General features: G+C 63.0%; 22 protein-coding genes. 11 read left to right on the top strand and 11 right to left on the bottom strand.

Translation table 11 applies throughout. The features are described from left to right. The first annotated feature begins 7 nt into the window (after positions 1-7). On the top strand, positions 8-2,623 hold the full coding sequence (locus SAS01S_RS05145; RefSeq protein ID WP_439646832.1) for a putative bifunctional diguanylate cyclase/phosphodiesterase: 2,616 nt from the start codon (positions 8-10) through the stop codon (positions 2,621-2,623). A gap of 25 nt (positions 2,624-2,648) precedes the next feature. On the opposite strand, the gene SAS01S_RS05140 is transcribed toward SAS01S_RS05145, so the two are convergent. After that, positions 2,649-3,545, bottom strand: a complete 897-nt coding sequence (locus tag SAS01S_RS05140) for a phytanoyl-CoA dioxygenase family protein (protein ID WP_245656754.1) — start codon at positions 3,543-3,545, stop codon at positions 2,649-2,651. A 511-nt stretch (positions 3,546-4,056) separates the two neighbouring features. Here SAS01S_RS05140 and SAS01S_RS05135 point away from each other — a divergent pair. Both SAS01S_RS05135 and SAS01S_RS05130 read left to right on the top strand, forming a co-directional pair. Continuing rightward, positions 4,057-5,976, top strand: a complete 1,920-nt coding sequence (locus SAS01S_RS05135) for a ribonucleoside-diphosphate reductase subunit alpha (protein WP_066805871.1) — start codon at positions 4,057-4,059, stop codon at positions 5,974-5,976. 66 nt (positions 5,977-6,042) lie between these two features. Beyond that, positions 6,043-6,417, top strand: coding sequence for an endonuclease domain-containing protein (locus SAS01S_RS05130; protein ID WP_066805992.1), 375 nt, complete (start codon positions 6,043-6,045; stop codon positions 6,415-6,417). Between the two features lie 71 nt (positions 6,418-6,488). Here SAS01S_RS05130 and SAS01S_RS05125 read toward each other — a convergent pair whose 3' ends face one another. Next, the gene (locus SAS01S_RS05125; protein ID WP_066805984.1) at positions 6,489-6,755 is read right to left on the bottom strand and encodes a DUF2171 domain-containing protein; all 267 of its coding nucleotides are present in this window, start codon (positions 6,753-6,755) and stop codon (positions 6,489-6,491) included. A 56-nt stretch (positions 6,756-6,811) separates the two neighbouring features. Here SAS01S_RS05125 and SAS01S_RS05120 point away from each other — a divergent pair, with 56 nt between their 5' ends. From SAS01S_RS05120 to SAS01S_RS22100, 4 genes are read left to right on the top strand one after another with little or no spacing between them, the layout of a single operon-like run. Further along, the gene (locus SAS01S_RS05120) at positions 6,812-7,006 is read left to right on the top strand and encodes a hypothetical protein (protein WP_066805868.1); all 195 of its coding nucleotides are present in this window, start codon (positions 6,812-6,814) and stop codon (positions 7,004-7,006) included. Continuing rightward, positions 7,003-7,263 carry a hypothetical protein gene (locus tag SAS01S_RS05115; protein ID WP_066805864.1) on the top strand — a complete coding sequence of 87 codons (261 nt, stop codon included), beginning with the start codon at positions 7,003-7,005 and terminating at the stop codon, positions 7,261-7,263. Before SAS01S_RS05120 ends, SAS01S_RS05115 begins: the two co-directional genes overlap by 4 nt. 16 nt (positions 7,264-7,279) lie before the next feature. Then, positions 7,280-8,338, top strand: a complete 1,059-nt coding sequence (locus SAS01S_RS05110) for a ribonucleotide-diphosphate reductase subunit beta (protein WP_066805861.1) — start codon at positions 7,280-7,282, stop codon at positions 8,336-8,338. A 9-nt stretch (positions 8,339-8,347) separates the two neighbouring features. Further along, entirely contained in the window at positions 8,348-9,337 is a 990-nt protein-coding gene (locus SAS01S_RS22100) for a DUF2971 domain-containing protein (RefSeq protein WP_084238538.1), read from the top strand. 93 nt (positions 9,338-9,430) lie between these two features. Here SAS01S_RS22100 and SAS01S_RS23415 read toward each other — a convergent pair whose 3' ends face one another. Beyond that, the gene (locus SAS01S_RS23415; protein WP_500799073.1) at positions 9,431-9,673 is read right to left on the bottom strand and encodes a hypothetical protein; all 243 of its coding nucleotides are present in this window, start codon (positions 9,671-9,673) and stop codon (positions 9,431-9,433) included. Here SAS01S_RS23415 and SAS01S_RS05105 point away from each other — a divergent pair. Continuing rightward, entirely contained in the window at positions 9,659-10,093 is a 435-nt protein-coding gene (locus SAS01S_RS05105; RefSeq protein ID WP_066805858.1) for a DUF1330 domain-containing protein, read from the top strand. The two genes, SAS01S_RS23415 and SAS01S_RS05105, sit on opposite strands and share 15 nt — an antisense overlap. A gap of 7 nt (positions 10,094-10,100) precedes the next feature. On the opposite strand, the gene SAS01S_RS05100 is transcribed toward SAS01S_RS05105, so the two are convergent. Then, complete coding sequence (locus tag SAS01S_RS05100) at positions 10,101-10,520, bottom strand: hypothetical protein (RefSeq protein ID WP_157082672.1); 420 nt, start codon at positions 10,518-10,520, stop codon at positions 10,101-10,103. 275 nt (positions 10,521-10,795) lie between these two features. Here SAS01S_RS05100 and SAS01S_RS05095 point away from each other — a divergent pair, with 275 nt between their 5' ends. Then, the gene (locus SAS01S_RS05095) at positions 10,796-11,053 is read left to right on the top strand and encodes a YjhX family toxin (protein ID WP_066805853.1); all 258 of its coding nucleotides are present in this window, start codon (positions 10,796-10,798) and stop codon (positions 11,051-11,053) included. A gap of 407 nt (positions 11,054-11,460) precedes the next feature. Continuing rightward, entirely contained in the window at positions 11,461-11,976 is a 516-nt protein-coding gene (locus SAS01S_RS05090; protein ID WP_066805850.1) for a CHRD domain-containing protein, read from the top strand. Between the two features lie 588 nt (positions 11,977-12,564). Here the strand turns inward: SAS01S_RS05090 and SAS01S_RS05085 are convergent. Then, complete coding sequence (locus SAS01S_RS05085) at positions 12,565-13,029, bottom strand: c-type cytochrome (RefSeq protein WP_066805847.1); 465 nt, start codon at positions 13,027-13,029, stop codon at positions 12,565-12,567. A 96-nt stretch (positions 13,030-13,125) separates the two neighbouring features. Between SAS01S_RS05085 and SAS01S_RS05080 the strand changes: the two genes are divergently transcribed. Further along, positions 13,126-13,347: a hypothetical protein gene (locus tag SAS01S_RS05080; protein ID WP_245656753.1), complete on the top strand. Its 222-nt coding sequence runs from the start codon at positions 13,126-13,128 to the stop codon at positions 13,345-13,347. Between the two features lie 11 nt (positions 13,348-13,358). On the opposite strand, the gene SAS01S_RS05075 is transcribed toward SAS01S_RS05080, so the two are convergent. From SAS01S_RS05075 to SAS01S_RS05050, 6 genes are all read right to left on the bottom strand, one after another. Beyond that, entirely contained in the window at positions 13,359-13,694 is a 336-nt protein-coding gene (locus SAS01S_RS05075; RefSeq protein WP_066805844.1) for a DMT family protein, read from the bottom strand. An 18-nt stretch (positions 13,695-13,712) separates the two neighbouring features. Continuing rightward, positions 13,713-14,657, bottom strand: coding sequence for an MliC family protein (locus SAS01S_RS05070; RefSeq protein WP_174544937.1), 945 nt, complete (start codon positions 14,655-14,657; stop codon positions 13,713-13,715). Positions 14,658-14,722: 65 nt separating this feature from the next. Continuing rightward, the gene (locus SAS01S_RS05065) at positions 14,723-15,133 is read right to left on the bottom strand and encodes an ExbD/TolR family protein (protein WP_066805841.1); all 411 of its coding nucleotides are present in this window, start codon (positions 15,131-15,133) and stop codon (positions 14,723-14,725) included. A 91-nt stretch (positions 15,134-15,224) separates the two neighbouring features. Beyond that, entirely contained in the window at positions 15,225-15,818 is a 594-nt protein-coding gene (locus SAS01S_RS05060; RefSeq protein WP_066805838.1) for a YdeI/OmpD-associated family protein, read from the bottom strand. A 75-nt stretch (positions 15,819-15,893) separates the two neighbouring features. Beyond that, complete coding sequence (locus SAS01S_RS05055) at positions 15,894-16,226, bottom strand: DNA primase (protein ID WP_066805980.1); 333 nt, start codon at positions 16,224-16,226, stop codon at positions 15,894-15,896. A 66-nt stretch (positions 16,227-16,292) separates the two neighbouring features. Continuing rightward, entirely contained in the window at positions 16,293-17,522 is a 1,230-nt protein-coding gene (locus tag SAS01S_RS05050) for a multidrug effflux MFS transporter (RefSeq protein WP_066805836.1), read from the bottom strand. Positions 17,523-17,773: the final 251 nt, after the last annotated feature.

Here is a 17,773-nt window from a genome sequence, read left to right as displayed (position 1 = left end):
CCGATCTGTGGCCGATGCGACGCGTTCCACCTGGGGCGCGCTGGCGCTCGACGTCGACGCCACGCCGGAGACGATCGAGGCGCGATTACAGCGCATTGGCGAGCTGGCCGCGGTCTGGCCGTTCGTGCTGTTCGCCCAGTTGCTCGCGCCGCTCGTCGTCGGCGTGATCGCGCATTATACCGGGCATGACGATCTGATCCGCCTGGCGGCGCTTCGCGGCGGCGTGATCGCCGCGGCATCGTTCGCCGCTCTCGCCCAGCTCAAGCTCAACTTCGCGCGGTTCTGGCCGACCCATGTCCAAATCCGAACCCTGACGCTCTGTTCGGGCGCGCTCGGCGTCGGGCTGCTGTCGCTGCTGCCGCTGATCGCGGTGCTACCGATGGGCGAATATCACCTCGCCGGGTTCATTGCGGTCTTCGCCGGCGTGACGATCACCGCGGTCGCAATCCATCCGCTGCGCGCCGCGACTTTGGTCTTTGCCGCCGCACTCGCCGGCATGGTGCTGATCAATACCGGGCTCGGCCTGCCCACGGCGATCGCTTTCCTGGCGCTCGCCAGCCTGGGCATCTCGACCGTGCGGCTGGCCCGCAACGACGTCGAGCGCAACCGGCGCGACGAGGCCGAGAGCAGTTCGGGCCGTCTGGCTGCGCAATTGGTGCGCGAAGTCGAGGATCATGGCGATGGCTGGTTCTGGCAGACCGACCGCCACGGCCTGATCACCTATTTGTCGGCCAAGGTCGGACGCGAATTCGCCCGGCTGGGGGTCGAGCCGATCGCGGGCAGGCTCACCGACATCTTTCGCATGGATACCGAAGCCGGCGACACCGAGCGCACGCTGAGCTTTCACTTGTCCTCGCGCACCAGCTTTTCCGACTATTCGGTGTGCCCCGCCGTCGATGAGGATAGCGAACGTTGGTGGTCGATTTCCGGTCGGCCGATGATCGATGAGCTCGGCCGGTTCCAGGGCTTTGTCGGGTGTGGCCGCGACCTGACCGAAAAACGCCGGTCCGAAGCCGAGATTACGCGCCTCGCTTTGTTCGACGGCCTGACTGGGCTTGCCAACCGCCAGCGCATGCGCGCCTCGCTCGACAAGACGCTGGCGCCGCAATCGGGCCATGCCATCACCTCGCTGCTGCTGCTCGACCTCGATCGCTTCAAGGCGGTCAACGACACACTTGGCCACCAGATGGGCGACGCCTTGCTGAAGCAGGTGGCGCAGCGGCTGCAGCGGTCGGTCGGCGACGCCGGACTGGTTGGCCGGCTGGGCGGCGACGAATTCCAGGTCGTGGTGCCTGGCGAAGGCAATCGCGACCGCCTGGGGGATTTGGCGAAGGGCATGATCGCGGCGCTCTCGCAGCCCTATTTCATCGATGGGTCGTCGATCTCGATCGGCTGCTCGGTCGGTATCGCGATCTCGCCGGAGGATGGCAACGACTCCGAGACATTGATCCGCAATGCCGACCTCGCGCTGTACGAGGCGAAGGGCGACGGCCGGGGCGTCCATCGCTTCTTCCGCAGCGAACTCCTCGCCGGCGCCCAATCCAAGAAACAGCTCGAAGACGATCTGCGGCACGCCCTGGTCGGCAACCAATTCTACGTCGCCTATCAGCCAGTCGTGTCGACCGAGGGCGAGCAGATCGTCGGCTATGAAGCGCTGATCCGTTGGGACCACCCGACACGCGGCGCGATCAGCCCGGCCGAATTCATCCCGATCGCCGAGGAATGCGGGATGATCGAGACGATCGGCGAATGGGTATTGCGGACCGCGTGCCGCGAGGCGGCGGGCTGGCCCAGTCACGTCCGGGTCGCGGTCAACGTCTCCCCGATCCAGTTCGCCAATCCGGCACTGCCAGCAATCGTCACCTCCGCGCTGGCGAATTCGGGCCTGGCGCCGCACCGGCTGGAGCTCGAGATCACTGAAGGCGTATTCGTCAACGAAAACGCCAGTTCGGAAAAGATGTTCAAGTCGCTGAAAGGGATCGGCGTGCGCCTGGCGCTCGACGATTTCGGCACCGGCTATTCATCGCTCGGCTATCTCAAGAAGGCGCCGTTCGACAAGATCAAGATCGACCAGAGCTTCGTGCGCGGCGCCGCCGTGCCCGGCAACCGCAACGCCGCGATCATCAAGGCGATCGTGACGCTCGCCAACACGCTCTACATGGAAACCACCGCCGAAGGGGTCGAACACCAGGACGAAGTCGAACTGATCCGCGAACTCGGCTGCAGCCACATCCAGGGCTATGTCTATGGCAAGCCCGCGCGCAGCGAGGAAGTCATCCGCCAGCTCCAGGCCGCCGGAGGCCACGCGACCCCGCTCGGCTACAAGGTCAGCCGGAGTCCGCGATCGACGATGCTGCGCTCGGCCATTCTCGACCTCGGCGTCACCAAGGGCGAGGTCCGCATCCGCAACATCTCGTCGACCGGCGCGCTGATCGACGGCATCGAATTTCCCATCGATCCGTCGGGCGTCGACGTCCAGATCGAATTGCTCGAAGGCCAGATGTTCCCGGCAACCGTCCGCTGGGCCAAGGACGGCCGCGCAGGCCTGGAATTCGCGCAGAATTTCAACCTCGAGCGGCTCAACGCGTCAGTCCCGGCACGCAAGGTCCGCAAAGCGAGCTGAGGACGCGCGCCATCGGACCCAGGCGCTACAGCCAGGGCCGCTGGTCGGGCCAGTGCATCGGATAATGGTTCACATAGTGCGCCAGCCTCGGCCGGTCGGCTCGATTGGCGCTGGCGCCGTGGGGGATTTCGTGGCGCCAGATCACGAGATCGCCCGCTCCTGCCGGCACCGTCACGGCCTCGGACGACAGGTCGACGGTCCGCGGATCCGCGCCGTTCAGGCGCGCGATCCAGCCATCCGCCAGACGATGGTGAAAACCCGGCACGACCTGCAACGCGCCCTGATCGGCGGCGGTGTCGGTCAGATAGAGGATCGCCTGGGTTTCGAGCGCGATCGGCGGCGTCAGATTGCCGTCCCAGTGCAGATGCGGCCCGGGAAAGGTGTAGCCGGGCCTGATCGGCGGATTGAAGCTCAGCCGGTCGGTCGACACGATCAGATCGGCATGGCCGTAGAGCTCGGCAAAACCCTTCGCCATGCGCAGCGAGCGACGCGGCACGTCCATCGTCGGATGCTGGAAATGCTGGATCATGATGCCGTTGGTGCGCGGCCCGTACCAGGTCGCGGGATCGGCCGGATCGGCATCGAGGATCGACCAGAGATGATCCGCAATCGCCGCCGCCTGGTCGCTTGTGATCGCCTCTCGCAGCACGACCACCCCGTCGCGGTCCCATCGCGCCAGATCGTCGGCGTCGAATACCGGCGCCATCGCCATCACCGCCGCCTGGCGCGCGACTTCCTCGGCGGGCGGCTCGGCGCCATCATACCAGGCGGTGTAGCGCGCCAGTCGCGCCGCGTCGGGCAGACCCGCGGTCGCCTCGATCCACGCGGCGAACGCCGGCCAATCTGGTCGCTCCTGTCCCAGCATCGACATCGTCTGTTCGAGCCCGAGACCGAGGGTGTCGAGCAGCGTCCGGATCGGCACGGGATGCGCTTCGGCCGGCGAATCGCGACGTGTCCCCCGCGCCCATAGCGCCCGGAGTCCGCGAATCTGATCAAATAGAACGATCGGATCGGTCATGACTCGACCCGACCACAACCCGTTGATACGGTCCAGCAGTCGACCACAATATTTTTGTGTGTTCCGTGTTCGTTCCCTTGCCTTCGCGGAAGCCCGCGGAAACCCGCGCGTCGCGGCGAATGGACCGGATCGGACCTTCCGTGAGTCGAGTCAAAATAGCGACGAACTGAGTCATGAATTCGTCATTTACGGTATTGCGTCCGGAGCCGGATGGGCACAATCTGTTGTAGTTCGGTTCGGGGGCGACCCAAGCACTGGTGGAAATCCAGTCGCGATCTTATATCGCGGCAGGACCCCTCGCGTGCTTTTTGAACAGGCTGTGGACTATTTTTGTTCTCACCTGTTGGGCCCGGATGGTAGGATGGGGGTTCGTTCCCCCGAGTCGATTTGTGCGAGCGGAAAGCAGGGGCGGATGATGGATTTCAGAGACACCGAAGGAACGGGCGAGAATATGGCGACCGATGCGATCGAGGCGGCAGCGGCGACGGTGCAGGCGAATACGGCACCCCAGACGAAGAAGCGCGATTCGAAGTCGATCGCCAAGCCATACCCAGTCGAGGTCGATCATTCGCGCGACGACCTCCTGACCGATTTCGGCAAGGACACGCTCAACGACCGCTATCTGCTCCCGGGCGAATCGTACCAGGACCTCTTCGTCCGCGTGGCGTCGGCTTATGCCGATGACGGCGCGCATGCGCAGCGCCTCTACGATTATATCTCGCGGCTATGGTTCATGCCGGCGACCCCCGTGCTGTCGAACGGCGGCACCGGACGCGGCCTACCGATCTCGTGCTTCCTCAACTCGGTGCCCGACAGCCTCAACGGCATCGTCGACACCTGGAATGAGAATGTCTGGCTCGCCTCGCGCGGCGGCGGTATCGGCACCTATTGGGGCAATGTCCGCGGCATCGGCGAGCCGGTCGGCCTTAACGGCAAGACCAGCGGCATCATTCCGTTCGTTCGCGTGATGGACAGCCTGACGCTGGCGATCAGCCAGGGCTCGCTGCGCCGCGGCTCGGCCGCCTGCTATCTCGACATCTCGCACCCGGAGATCGAGGAATTCCTCGAGATCCGCAAACCGTCGGGCGACTTCAACCGCAAGGCGCTCAACCTGCACCACGGCGTGCTGATCCCCGACGCCTTCATGGAAGCGGTGCGCGACGGTTCCGAATGGTCGCTCAAGTCGCCCAAGGACGGCAGCGAGCGCGGCAAGGTCGATGCCCGTGCGCTGTTCCAGAAGCTGGTCGAGACCCGTCTCGCCACTGGCGAGCCGTACATCATCTTCGCCGATCACGTGAACTCGACGATGCCCAAGCATCATCGCGATCTGGGCTTGAAGGTCTCGACCTCGAACCTGTGCTCGGAAATCACCCTGCCGACCGGCAAGGATCACCTCGGCAAGGATCGCACCGCGGTGTGCTGCCTCAGCTCGCTCAACCTTGAGACCTGGGATCAGTGGAACAAGGACGAGCATTTCATCGAGGACATCATGCGGTTCCTCGACAATGTGCTGCAGGATTTCATCGACCGCGCCGAACCCGGCATGGAGCGCGCCGCTTATTCGGCGATGCGTGAGCGGTCGGTCGGCTTGGGCGTGATGGGGTTCCACTCGTTCCTTCAGGCGCGCGGCCTGCCGTTCGAAGGCGCGATGGCGAAGTCGTGGAACATGAAGATGTTCAAGCAGATCCGCGCCCAGGTCGACGCCGCGTCGATGGCGCTGGCGGTCGAGCGCGGCCCCTGCCCCGACGCCGCCGACATGGGCGTGATGGAGCGCTTCAGCTGCAAGATGGCGATCGCGCCGACCGCGTCGATCTCGATCATCTGCGGCGGCACCAGCGCGTGCATCGAGCCGATCCCGGCCAACATCTACACCCACAAGACGCTGTCGGGGTCGTTCTCGGTCAAGAACCCGTATCTCGAGAAGATCTTCATCGAGAAATCGAAGAACAGCGATGCGGTGTGGAATTCGATCCTCGAGCGCGGCGGCTCGGTCCAGCATCTCGACTTCCTGAGCCAGGAGGAAAAGGACTGCTACAAGACCAGCTTCGAGATCGACCAGCGCTGGCTGATCGAGCTCCAGGCCGACCGCACGCCCTATATCGACCAGTCGACCAGCCTCAACCTGTTCATCCCGGCCGATGTCGAGAAGTGGGACCTGCTGATGCTCCACTTCCGCGCCTGGGAATTGGGCGTGAAGTCGCTTTACTACCTCCGCTCGAAATCGGTGCAGCGCGCCGGGTTCGCCGGCGGGGTCGAGGCCGACAACACGATCGAGGCGCCCAAGTTCGAACTGGGCGAAACGACGGATTACGATGAATGCCTGGCGTGCCAGTGAGGTAGGCTAATTCCCTCTCCCTTCGGGAGAGGGAGGGAGGCGCGAAGCGCCGGAAGGGTGAGGGCAGTGCGCCTTTACGCGAACAAACCGATCGGAACCGTTCCCCGCGCGCGACAGCTACGTCGCGACGCGGCCTCGCCCGAGCGTCGGTTGTTGCGTGCGCTGCGTGAAGCACTCCCGGAGCTGAAGTGGCGGCACCAAACGCCGATCGGTCCGTTTTTTGCGGACTTCATGTGCTTCTCGGAAGCGCTGGTGATCGAAGTCGATGGCGACACGCACGCCAACACCGCAGAATATGACGCGGCACGGACAAAAGTGATCGAAAGCGAGGGCTTTTATGTCCAGCGCTTTTCAAATGAGGACGTGATGGAGAATATCGATGGCGTAGTGGCCGCCGTGGCCGCAACGCTGGATAAGAGGAAGAGGGGCAGCGCGGCGTGAACCGTTCTGCCCTCACCCTTCCGGCGCTTCGCGCCTCCCTCCCTCTCCCGACGGGAGAGGGAGTTATCGCGTCACGCCTGCTCTTCCTCCTCAAACGACACCGCGACATCAGCGTTGGCGCTCAGCCGCACCTTGTCGCCCTCGATACCGGCGATCAGGCCCTGCGAGATGTAATGGTGGTGCCCGGCATGGCTGCCCTGCCCTTCCTCGACATCCGCGCCCGAATCCTTCTTGGTCAGCTTGATGCGGTCCCCTTCGACATGGTCGACGGTGCCGACATGGACGCCGTCGGCGCCGATGACTTCCATATGTTCCTTGATCTGGCTGAGGTCGGTCACGGTCATTCTCCTGTGATGGTTTCGGCAGCAGAACGCACGACCGCGGAGTTGGTCGCATGAACCGTGCCCCGTTGATCATGTATGCGGTAGCCGGCGTCGCCGGCGCAGGCGGCATCGTCGTCCTCACCCGCCGCGTGACGAGTGAAGGCGCGGTCTATGCCCAGCGCATCGGCGCGACGATGCTGCTCGCGCTGGCCGCGATCCTGACCGTCTTCGCCAGCGCGATGGCGAGCTGGGGGACGGGGGCATGAACGGCGCCTATTTCCTCGGCATCGTGACGCTGATCCTGGTCGCCGACCTGTTCGTCGCGCTGCGCTTCCGTCGCATGGCCGATCGCGCTGAAAATGACGTGGGCGCCGCGCCCAAAGTCGGCAGCCTCGATCCCGCCGCCGCACGTCGCGTCGCGCGCCTCATGCTCATCGGCGCGCCGCTGCTGTGGCTCTTCCTCGCTGCTTTTTCGTTCGGCCTGTTCGGGCCGACCGGCAACATCATCCCAATCAAATTCTAGTCCGAAAGGTCACTCCATGTCGCTTCTCAAGGCCTCCAAACAGTACAAGCCCTTCGAATATCCCTGGGCGTTCGAATTCTGGAAGCGCCAGCAACAGCTCCACTGGCTGCCCGAAGAGGTGCCGCTGGGCGAGGATTGCCGCGACTGGGCGCAGAAGCTGTCGGACCACGAGCGCAACCTGCTGACCCAGATCTTCCGCTTCTTCACCCAGGCGGATGTCGAGGTGCAGGATTGCTATCACGAGAAATATGGCCGCGTGTTCAAGCCGACCGAGGTCAAGATGATGCTGACCGCGTTCAGCAACATGGAGACGGTGCACATCGCGGCGTACAGCCACCTGCTCGACACGATCGGCATGCCCGAGAGCGAATATGGCATGTTCCTCGAATATGCCGAGATGAAGGACAAGCACGACTATCTGCAGCAATTCGGCGTCGACACCGATGAGGATATCGCCCGCACGCTGGCGATGTTCGGCGGCTTCACCGAGGGTGTGCAGCTGTTCGCCAGCTTCGCGATGCTGATGAACTTCCCGCGCTTCAACAAGATGAAGGGCATGGGCCAGATCGTGTCCTGGTCGGTCCGCGATGAGAGCCTGCATTGCGAAGGCATCATCCGCCTGTTCCACGCCTTCGTGCAGGAACGCGACTGCCTGACCAAGGCGGTGCGCGACGATATCGGCGACGTGTGCCAGACGACGATCCGGCTGGAAGACGCGTTCATCGATCTCGCGTTCGAGCAGGGCCCGGTCAACGGCATGTCGCCCAAGGAGATCAAGAAGTACATCCGCTACATCGCCGACTGGCGCCTGGGCCAGCTCGGCATGAAGCCGATCTACATGATCGACGAGCATCCCCTGCCCTGGCTGACCCCGATGCTCAACGGCGTCGAGCATGCCAACTTCTTCGAAACCCGCGCGACGGAATATTCGAAGGCGGCGACGCGCGGTCAGTGGAACGACGTGTGGGACAGCTTCGACAAGCGGCAGAAGGCGAAGGCCGGGCCGGCGGCCAACGAGGATGTCGGGAGTGGCGAAGGGGATATGTTCGATAAGGCGGGGATTGCGGCGGAATGAGACAGCGAAATGTCGTCCTTCAAGCCGCTGCGCCCCAAATATGCAAAAGGGCAATCTTCTCTCGGTTTTACTGTTCGAGAACGAGGGTTGCCCTTTCATAGGGCCAGAATGACATACTCCAGCGCCGGCAATTTAAGAGATCAAACCCAGCGAGCGGTAGCATCCATTTGCTATACGATGAGCAGTGAATTTTCGATTCCGGACAATTTAATTTATCACTACACGGATTATCAAGCGTTCGCATCAATGATGTCTACTGGAGAGTTATGGGCTAGTCATCACACTTCAATGAATGATTTTAAGGAAATAGATCATGCTTGGGATGTTTTAGCAATACAAACATCAAATCTACTTCATAGAAAAGAATACGTTGGAGACATTTTTTGTGAAGTTGAAAAGATATTTAAAGAAGATGTGAATATATTCATCTGCTCGTTCACGAGGGAAGAGAATGCTCTGAGTCAGTGGCGCGCGTACGCAGGGCCAGACGGGGTCGCCATCTCATTCTCCGAAGACTTGTTCTCATACTCCGCATTAGAACCTACTTACGATCTTGGAGCCGTGGTATACGATGAACAAGAAAAAGCAGAGCTAGCGCTTCCAATAGCAAAAAAGCTTGCAGCAGCGTTCAACGAAGGAAAATCGCGGGAGCAAATTGAAGGGGTCGCGCGCGGTTTGAAATCAGATTTTGCTAGAGTGGCCCCCTTCATGAAAAGCTCCGGGTTTTCAGAAGAAGAAGAAGTTCGCCTTGTCTCCTATGGACACGGTCATGAAATTTTCGAAAGGAAAGGAAAATTCGGAACAGTCAAATTTATAAAAATATCCTTCGATCAAGCCTTTAAATGTGTTGAGTCGCTAGATTTTAGCATTGTAAATATCTTATCCGGTCCGGCGCTAGACCAAGATCGCAGCGTCAAGCGAGTAAATGACGTGATGTCTCAGTATTGCCGAAAATTCAACGTCATATATAATTGTGGGATACCCTATCGCACTAGTTGAATAACCGGTCCCGAAGATAGAATTACCGTACCAAACGCGCTAATTTCCAGATCGGATCTCGGTGCCAGTTTACCAAATGCACCAAACTCCCCGTCAGTCCCCAACGCGAGGTCGCGGTAAGGGCTCAGTTGAACTCCAAGATGCCATCCAACGCTTGACGGCGGAGTGACTGATCAGCCGACCCGCTAACACATCCAGTTCCGCCCGCGCGTCCGCTGCCGCCTCAGCGACCGGATCGCAGATATCGAACAGGGACTTTTCGCTGGTCACTCGCACGAAATATACCCACGGCGCGAGTTCGCAAAGTTCGAAAGGCGCGCCATGCCCGAAGCCCATATCGATCCCACCCGCGAGCAGTTCGACGCCTTCAAGGCGCTTCCCCGCGACGCGCCGATCGCGATGCTCAACCTGGTCCGCTATCGCGAGCGCGCTGCCTATCCGGACGGCCATGACTGCGCCGCGCTCGGGCTGACCGGCGCCGAGGCCTATGCCCGTTACGGCACGGAAAGCGGGCCAATCTTTCGCCGCGTCGGCGGCAGCGTGATCTGGTCGGGCGCGCCGCGGCTGGTGCTGACCGGACCGGCGGACGAAGCGTGGGATACCGCGTTCGTCGCGCTCTACCCCTCGGCGCACACCTTTCTCGAGATGGTGACCGACCCCGCCTATCGCCTCGCGGTCGTCCATCGCCAGGCGGCGGTCGCGACCAGCCGCCTGATCCGCTGCGAGCCGCGCGAGGCGGGTGCCGGCTTCGCCTGACGGCGGCTCACGCCAGACCGGGTTCCTCGTCGAACGCCGCGCCCTTAGGATCCGGCGCCCGCGCCGACAGAATCTGAGTTGCGTTCACCAAGATGATGAACGGCCAGATGAAGACCCAAAAATCACTGGCTTGCTGCGGACGCGGGACAGGCCACCACGGCTGCCCCCAAATGAACATCATGGCCATCGCGACCCTGCCGAGATGGCCAAATCCGGATCGCCCTTGCCTTGCTACAACTGTGTTCCCGCCTGTGGCGAGCAAAACAAACACGCCCAAAATCATGAGCAGGGCCACGAAATCTTCCATCCGATTCCACGGCATGCCGAGGAACGGCATCGCGATGACGGCATAGGCACATAACAGCGCAACGAGCGCCAGCCATTGCACCCCACGCAGCTTGCGGAGCCAATCGATCCATCCGGTCATGACACGCTCCTCTTCCGGTACCATCCTACCATGTCGGCTAAGCACCGAAAGCCCTTGTCGAATGTCGTCATGGTCCGAGCCCAAATCTTGACGAACCCGCCGCCCAAAGGCACATCGGCGGCGTTCACCGCCCTTGAGGGAAGTATGAAGGAAATTGTCGCCCGCTGACCTGACGGCCTCGGTTTTGCCGGAGGCGCCGTCGTCATGCGCTCGACCCGCCGGGATGTCCCGGTCGGGCGGCGCGGTCGTTTTCTCGACTGACGGGCACAATCCACGTGAACATTTCCAAATACGAACAGCGCGTGCTGCACGCGCTCGCGCAGGGCGGCGCGATCCATCACCGCCGTGACACACAAGGGCGGATCGTCGAGGCGGTCTGCTTTACTCGCGAAGGCCATGTGCTGGCGGACGGCTCACTGCCGATATTCCGCAAGCTCAAGCGGCGCGGGCTGATCTTCAGCCAGAGCGGGCAGCCGTACCGGATCAGCCGGCTGGGGCTGGCCGCAGTCAGAAGTCAGCTCGACAATCGGTAAAAGCTATGGCGTTGAGCAAGGTGATCGTCATGCCGGCCTTGTGCCGGCATCCACCGTGCAGCACATTCTTTGGCGCCTGGGATTGCGGCCCGGTGGACCCCGCCACAAGGCCGGGGTGACGATTTAGCTTGGTCGCGTTGCGTCCTAGAAGAGGCTCGGGCGGCGCAGCGGCGAGGGGTTAGGACAGACACGAACTCCTGCCCTCACCTTCCGCCGCTCCGCGAGCGGCTGCCTCCCGCATGCGGGAGAGGGAATTTGCGTGCCGAGTCTGTCCTATCGCCAGTGTCGAAACGACCCTATGTCCCGGCCAAATCGGGGAGGGGAGCCCGCTTCATCCTGGGGCAAGCTTGTCCCGGCTAACCAGCCGCGAGCGCGTACCCCGTGCTCGCCTGCCAATTGAGGATTCGATGCGCTTCACTCCCCTGATCGTCCTGACCGCCGTCACCGCCATCGCGATCGCCACTCCCGCCGCGGCCAAGACCGAGAGCTTCCACGCGACGCTGAACGGCACCGCGATCCCGACGACCACCGGATCGCCCGCGCATGGACGCGTGACGATCAAGGTCGACACCAAGTCGCAACGCGTGTCGGTCGAACTCGACGTCCAGGGCATCACGCTGGACCAGCTCAACGACGCCCTGGTCGCCAAACCGATCGGCCCGGTCCATTTCCACCAATATCGCACCGCCGACGATGTCGAGGCGGTGCTGCCCGTGCCCTATGGCGCCAATTACCGCGCGACCAAGACCGGGTTCCATGTGTCGATGCGCAACTATGCCTATGCCGAGGGCGCGAAGCTGCTCAACGATCAGGATACGTTCGAGGAATTCGTCGACGCGCTGAATGCCGGCAAGATCGTGATCAACATCCACACCGACAAATTCCCGGATGGAGAGATCAGCGGCAAGGTGATGCCGAATTAGATCGTGCGTTCATAGACGGGGAAGTCCGGGAATGGTGGTTGGTTGCCGTTCCGCTGTTGGACCCCACCCCGCCGTTTCCAGACGCTATCGCGTGAGATTTAGCGCACGGTTGTGTCGCACGCGGTCTTCAAGCTCTTTTACAATCGCCGCCTCGCACCGAAGATCAGAATTGGACGTCAAGGAGCGGCGCTTGCAGCCTGCTTGAACGAGGTTCTTGTCGCTATCGTCGGCGTTCGCGAGAGCCCCAGTTACGTCGACATTCGATCCTGAATCGGCCATCAGCCATGCAGCTTTGCGCAGCCGAGCGCCCAGCCGTTTTCGATACTGCTCCACTGCGGGGATGAAACACCAATAGGATGCGTCGCGGGCGACGCGCATACCGTCTCGAACCAGGTCGGCGTCCGTCCTTAACCGGAGTGTTTCATTCACACATCCGGTAAGAAAAACGCCCAGGACAATTAGCAGGCTAGTCCGCATCGTGCGTGCGTGCCATGATATCGAAATGTCTGCAATTGGGTCGATTCCAGCCAGGCAGCTTTTTTAGTCTACCGCCTGACGCCTTGTAACTAGCGCCGCTCGGCGCCCCGCTTATCCCTTGGGCTTGTCGGGCACGCGATACTTATCATGGCAGGCCGAGCAGGCGCCACGCACGACGCCCCATTGCGTCGCGAAGCCCGGCTGATCGCCCGCCTTGGCGAGATCGGCGAGCTTGGCCGCCTCGGCCGCCAATGTCGCCGCCGCCTTTTCGAACCCGGCGCGGTCGCTCCACACGGTGGGCAGCGCCTTGGTCGTGCCGCCGTCGCTGCCCGCGGGGAACAGCCCCGGCAAGGCGCGCGCCCAAGCGGCGATCGCGCCGGCGGCAAAGGCCTGGGTCTTCACGTCGCCCTTGGCATCGATCACCCCTTTCATGCCGCCAAAGGCCGCGCCTTGCAGCTTGAACCCTGCTTGCCGCGCCGCGATCAATTGATCGGCGTCGTCACGCCGCGTCGCCGCTGCCGCGGTCAGCACGCTCGCGGCCATCACCAGCACCAGTGCCGACATCGTCCTGGTCATCGCGCCTCTCCCTTGGTTGAAGTCGCGCGATGCTATGACCGCGCGAGCGATCGGGCAATCCCGCCATTAACCGGCTTTGCGGAGCGCGCGTTAACGGTGCCGGGCTATCGTCCGGTGATGATCTCGACCAAAATCTTTCGCAGCCGATGGTCGGCGCTGTTCTGGGCGGCCGGGATCATCTGGACGGCGTATGACGTTGCGAGCGCCAATGCGCCGGATCCGGTGACCAACAATGCCACTGCCGCGGATACCGACGCGACCGGCATCGCGGTGGACAATGGCGACCTGGCGGTGCTCGCCAACGCGATGGGGAATTAAGGGGCCGTCGCCTACTTTCCCGCGAACAGAAACGCGACCGCACCGACCAGGCAGAGAAACGCCCCCAGATGCCGCCAGCCGAGCGGCTCGCCCAGCACGGTCACCATGAACACGCCGAACGCCGCGAGCGCGATCGCTTCCTGCGTCACCTTGAGCTGTCCGCCCGTCCAACCTGCGGCATAGCCGATGCGGTTGGCGGGCACCGCCAGGCAATATTCGAAAAAGGCGATGCCCCAGCTGATCGCGATGACGATCCACAGCGGCTTGGCCATGCCGCCCTTCAAATGCCAGTACCACGCGATCGTCATGAAACAATTGGACAGCGCGAGCAGGGCCACCGTCCACATGCCGGTCGATCTCTTTCGTTAGCGAATGACAGTGCACGCGATGGGCGGCTGGCCCGGCGTCGTCAAGGTCGCGGCATCGCCTTTGCCGCGCAACTCGTACGGGCCTTTCCTGTACCAGATGCCCGAGGCCGGCTTCTGCCCGTCGAGCGTCGCCAGCGGCCGACCGTTGCGGGTGATCGCGGCAGTGTCGCGTTGATTGTCGAACCGCACCGCGAACTTGCTGCCGTCCATGCAGCGATAGCGCGCGCTCACGACCGGCGGCGTGCCACTCGTGTCGGCGGCACCGGGGCCGTTATCGGCTCCCGGTTTCGCGCCCTTGCCCGGCGCGGGCTTCAGGTCGATCGAATAGATGTGCCATTTGCGCTGCTCGGGCGTGGCGCCATCGACCTCGGTGCGGCGCAGGACGATCTCGCCGGTCTGGTAATCGGGCCGGGCGTCCTTGAGCCGGGCATAGACTTGTACGGGGACCGAGACGTAGCGGCTTCCCGCCGCGCCCTCGATCTCACCGGGGCCACCGATATTGGCGTGATATTCCTTGTATTTGGCGAAGCTCGCCGCGAACGCGGCCGGGCTCAATTTACTGTCGGCGCCATTATTGCCCCACAAGGCGCGCGCCGCCGCATACCTGCCTCCTTCAATGCTGGCGAAATAGGTCTGGACGACGTTCGCCGCGCCCTGCGCACTGTCGGGGGTGAACTTGCCTTCGGAAACCGGAGTCTTGTCATCGGGCAACCCGCCCGGCTGGCCGGGCTCGGCAGGCGCCAGCGGTGGCTCGTCACCGGTCGCCGGCGCCACCGCGCCGTCGGTCGCAACCTCCGACACGTTATCCGTCGCATTATAGCTGTTGATGTCGCCCCGCGCGCGTTCGGCAGCATCGTTGATATCGACCTCGGTATTGCCGGTGGTGGCCGGCTGCGAACAGGCGGCAAGGCACAGGAACGGAACGAGCAGGACGACGCGCAAGATGGAACCCCCGGACAATGCGGTGATAGGGGATGTGAACGTTCCAATGCCCGCGTCGTTCCCGGTCAGAAGACGCCGTTGAACTGATCGTTGCCGACGAACCCGAGGCGCGTGACGCCGGCGCGCTTCACCGTCGCCAGCACGCGATCGAACGTCTCGTAGCGCGCGGCGGCATCGGCGCGGATCGTCAGCGTCGCGTCCTTGTCGGCCATCGTCGCGACCAGCTGATCGGGCAAGGCGCTCTCCGCAATGGCAGCGCCGTCGAGGCTGAGCGCCCCCGACGCGGCGATCTCGAGCCGGTGCATCTTCTGATCGGGCACCGTCCGTGGCGTGCCGTTGGGCAAGTCGACTGCCACCGTGTGCGTGGCGACCGGCAAGGTGAGGATCATCATGATGAGAAGGACAAGCAGCACGTCGATCAACGGCGTGATGTTCATCTCGGCGATCGGTTGGGAATGGGCGGTACGGCTGGCCATGAGCGTTCTCCCGTTCAGATACGTGATAACGTATCATATCGCGGGAAGAAGGCAAGCGTGTCCGTCGCGGACTCACTCGCCCGCTCGCCGCTCAGCAATTCTCGTATTTCCAGTTGAGTTTCTTGCCCGCGCGGATCTGTTCGATCGTCTGGGCGATCCGCTTGGCCCGCGTCTCGTCGCGCTTGGCGTCGGCCACCCATTCGCAATATTCGCGACGGCAACTCGGCGGAAAGGCGTTCCAAGTCGCCATCGCCTGCGCGTCCGCCGCCAGCGCGTCGGCGAGCGCGGGCGGAACCTCCACTTCGGGTTTGCTGCCGCGGGCAGGTCGCTTGGGCTTCTCGCCGGCATCGATCTTGGCCAGCGCCTGGTCGAGCCGGTCGAGCAACAGCGTGTCAGGCGGCAGGGTCGCGACGTCGGTCAAGCGGCCATATTGCCCCATCGCATCGCCTTCCTTGCCGGTCGCCAGGCCCAGCCGGTCCCAGAAACCGAACGCGGCATGTTGCTTCAACGCCGCCATATTGGCGAGCAATTCGCCTTTATAGGTGAAGAACGGCATGCTCCACTTGATCGTTTCCTCGACCGCCGGGGCGTGGCCATGGATCAGGTCACGCAGATGCGTGAGGATCGGCTTCGCGAAGTCGTTCTTGCTCGCGATATAGGTGTCGACGCGCGGATCCCTGGGCATCGGGTCTCCTTTCGGTTTCCGGTAGGAAAAACCTAGGGCGGCGGCTAATCGACGGTCAATGCCGACGCGATGCCGTCAGGAGTTGAGCGCCTCATCATTGGCGTCAGACAGATCGTCGTCATCGTCGGAATCGCCGTCGTCGAACTTGTCCTGGACCTCGTCCTCGTCGATATCGTCTTCCGATTGGTCGGCGTCGTCGTCTTCCTCGCCGATATCATCGTCGGACATCTCGATATCGTCCTCTTCGGGTTCGTCTCCCAGATCGGGATCGAGATCGGTCAGGATCGTCCCGTCGGTCGGTCCGTCGCGCGTCGCTTCCAAAATTTCGGCGCGCTGGCTTTCGTCATAGCCTTCCTCGTCATACCCATCGTCACCCGACCCTTGGCCCGGCACCTGATATCCGCCCATCTCCGTCTCCATGACTGATCAGTAAGCGAACGGCGGCGCGGGCTTTGGGTTCCGTCAGGCGCTATTCTAAGCGGGACGAAACAGGTGACCGCGCTCGACGATCGCCGCCAGCACCAATGCTACCACTCCGGCGGTCAGGAAGCCAAGGTGCAGCGGCGTGGTGGTACCGTCGAACGCCATGCCGATCAGGCCACCGATCGCGGCACCGCCGGTGGTGACGACGAAGCCCTGCAGGCTCGATGCCGTCCCCGCGATCTCGCCCATGTTCATCATCGCCATCGCCGAGCAATTCGATGCGGCGAGGCCGAAACACGCCATCGTCACCGCCTGGAGCGCGACGAAGGTCCACAGATTCTCCAGGCCGAGATGGCTGATCACCAGGCTGGCCGACGCCGCCACGATCAGCACGACCATCGCGCCATGCGAGATGCGCCGCATGCCGAGCCACATGACGATCCGCGAATTAAGCAGATTGCCGCAGGCCATCGTCACCGCGCAGGCGGCGAAGATCAGCCCCAGCCGATTGGGCTGATGGAACACTTTCTCGACGATCGGCTGGATGCTGGTAATGTAGCCGAACAGCGCGCCCTGCAGCCCAATCACCGCCGCTGCATAGCCGACCGACAGCCGATCCTGCAGCGTGCGCTTCCAATTGCCCAGCAGCAGCTTCGCCTCCAGCGGTACGCGGCGTTCCGGCGGCAAGGTCTCCGGCATGCGCGCCACGAACCACAGGACCGTCACCACGCTGACGACCGCGATCATGTTGAAGATCAGCCGCCACGATCCCATCAGCAGGATGAACTGTCCGATACTCGGTGCGATAATCGGAAAGATCATGAAGGTCATCACGGCCAGGCTGCTGACCCGCGCCATCGCCCGCCCCGAATAGCAGTCACGGATCAGCGCGATCGTCACTACGCGCGTCGCGGCGATCGCCACCCCCGCGCAAACGCGCGAAAGCAGCAGCAGGTCGAAGCTCTTCGCCATCGCGCAGACCAGATTCATCACGATGTACAGCACCATCGACCCGATCAGCACCGGTCGCCGGCCGTAGCGGTCGGCCAGCGGACCATGGATCAGCTGCGCCGCGCCGAAACCGCCGGAGAACATCACGACTACCAGGGGCAGATCGCGCGTGGCGGCATTCAGGTCCTCGCCGATCTCCGGCAGCGCGGGCAGCATGGTGTCGATGCCGAGCGCACCCAGCGCCATCAGCACGGCGATCAGCGCGACGAACTCCACGAAATGGATCGGCGACGAGGATTCGGCGCTAGGAGGGTCCCCAGGTTGCGGCATCCCGCCCCCATGCCCCAGCCGCGCGAACAAATCAGCCCCGAAAAAATTTTGTCACGCAACCGGAATAGGCTGCAGCAGCCGGACCGATCGCGGCCATTGCCGGTCGCGGGTACAGGTCCTAAGCCACTGTCCTTCGGGGGTGGAAACGTGAGGAGAATCGCATGAGCATCTTCGGTACGATCAAGGACGCCATTTTCGGCTCGGCCGCCGCGGCGCCCGCGCCGGCCCCTGCACCTGCTCCCGCCGAGGCA

Source organism: Sphingomonas asaccharolytica NBRC 15499, assembly GCF_001598355.1.
In the GTDB taxonomy this organism is placed as follows: domain Bacteria; phylum Pseudomonadota; class Alphaproteobacteria; order Sphingomonadales; family Sphingomonadaceae; genus Sphingomonas; species Sphingomonas asaccharolytica.
The sequence above is the reverse complement of the archived record's forward strand: the minus strand, read 5'-3'. Positions and strand labels throughout refer to the sequence as shown.

What these genes read in the sequence shown, in the direction of transcription:
- SAS01S_RS05135 (WP_066805871.1), top strand. Translation starts at nt 4,057, where the DNA reads ATGGATTTCAGAGACACCGAAGGAACGGGCGAGAATATGGCGACCGAT.
- SAS01S_RS05120 (WP_066805868.1), top strand. Translation starts at nt 6,812, where the DNA reads ATGAACCGTGCCCCGTTGATCATGTATGCGGTAGCCGGCGTCGCCGGC.
- SAS01S_RS05115 (WP_066805864.1), top strand. Translation starts at nt 7,003, where the DNA reads ATGAACGGCGCCTATTTCCTCGGCATCGTGACGCTGATCCTGGTCGCC.
- SAS01S_RS05110 (WP_066805861.1), top strand. Translation starts at nt 7,280, where the DNA reads ATGTCGCTTCTCAAGGCCTCCAAACAGTACAAGCCCTTCGAATATCCC.
- SAS01S_RS22100 (WP_084238538.1), top strand. Translation starts at nt 8,348, where the DNA reads ATGTCGTCCTTCAAGCCGCTGCGCCCCAAATATGCAAAAGGGCAATCT.
- SAS01S_RS05105 (WP_066805858.1), top strand. Translation starts at nt 9,659, where the DNA reads ATGCCCGAAGCCCATATCGATCCCACCCGCGAGCAGTTCGACGCCTTC.
- SAS01S_RS23415 (WP_500799073.1), bottom strand. Translation starts at nt 9,673, where the DNA reads ATGGGCTTCGGGCATGGCGCGCCTTTCGAACTTTGCGAACTCGCGCCG.
- SAS01S_RS05100 (WP_157082672.1), bottom strand. Translation starts at nt 10,520, where the DNA reads ATGACCGGATGGATCGATTGGCTCCGCAAGCTGCGTGGGGTGCAATGG.
- SAS01S_RS05090 (WP_066805850.1), top strand. Translation starts at nt 11,461, where the DNA reads ATGCGCTTCACTCCCCTGATCGTCCTGACCGCCGTCACCGCCATCGCG.
- SAS01S_RS05085 (WP_066805847.1), bottom strand. Translation starts at nt 13,029, where the DNA reads ATGACCAGGACGATGTCGGCACTGGTGCTGGTGATGGCCGCGAGCGTG.
- SAS01S_RS05075 (WP_066805844.1), bottom strand. Translation starts at nt 13,694, where the DNA reads ATGTGGACGGTGGCCCTGCTCGCGCTGTCCAATTGTTTCATGACGATC.
- SAS01S_RS05065 (WP_066805841.1), bottom strand. Translation starts at nt 15,133, where the DNA reads ATGGCCAGCCGTACCGCCCATTCCCAACCGATCGCCGAGATGAACATC.
- SAS01S_RS05060 (WP_066805838.1), bottom strand. Translation starts at nt 15,818, where the DNA reads ATGCCCAGGGATCCGCGCGTCGACACCTATATCGCGAGCAAGAACGAC.
- SAS01S_RS05055 (WP_066805980.1), bottom strand. Translation starts at nt 16,226, where the DNA reads ATGGGCGGATATCAGGTGCCGGGCCAAGGGTCGGGTGACGATGGGTAT.
- SAS01S_RS05050 (WP_066805836.1), bottom strand. Translation starts at nt 17,522, where the DNA reads ATGCCGCAACCTGGGGACCCTCCTAGCGCCGAATCCTCGTCGCCGATC.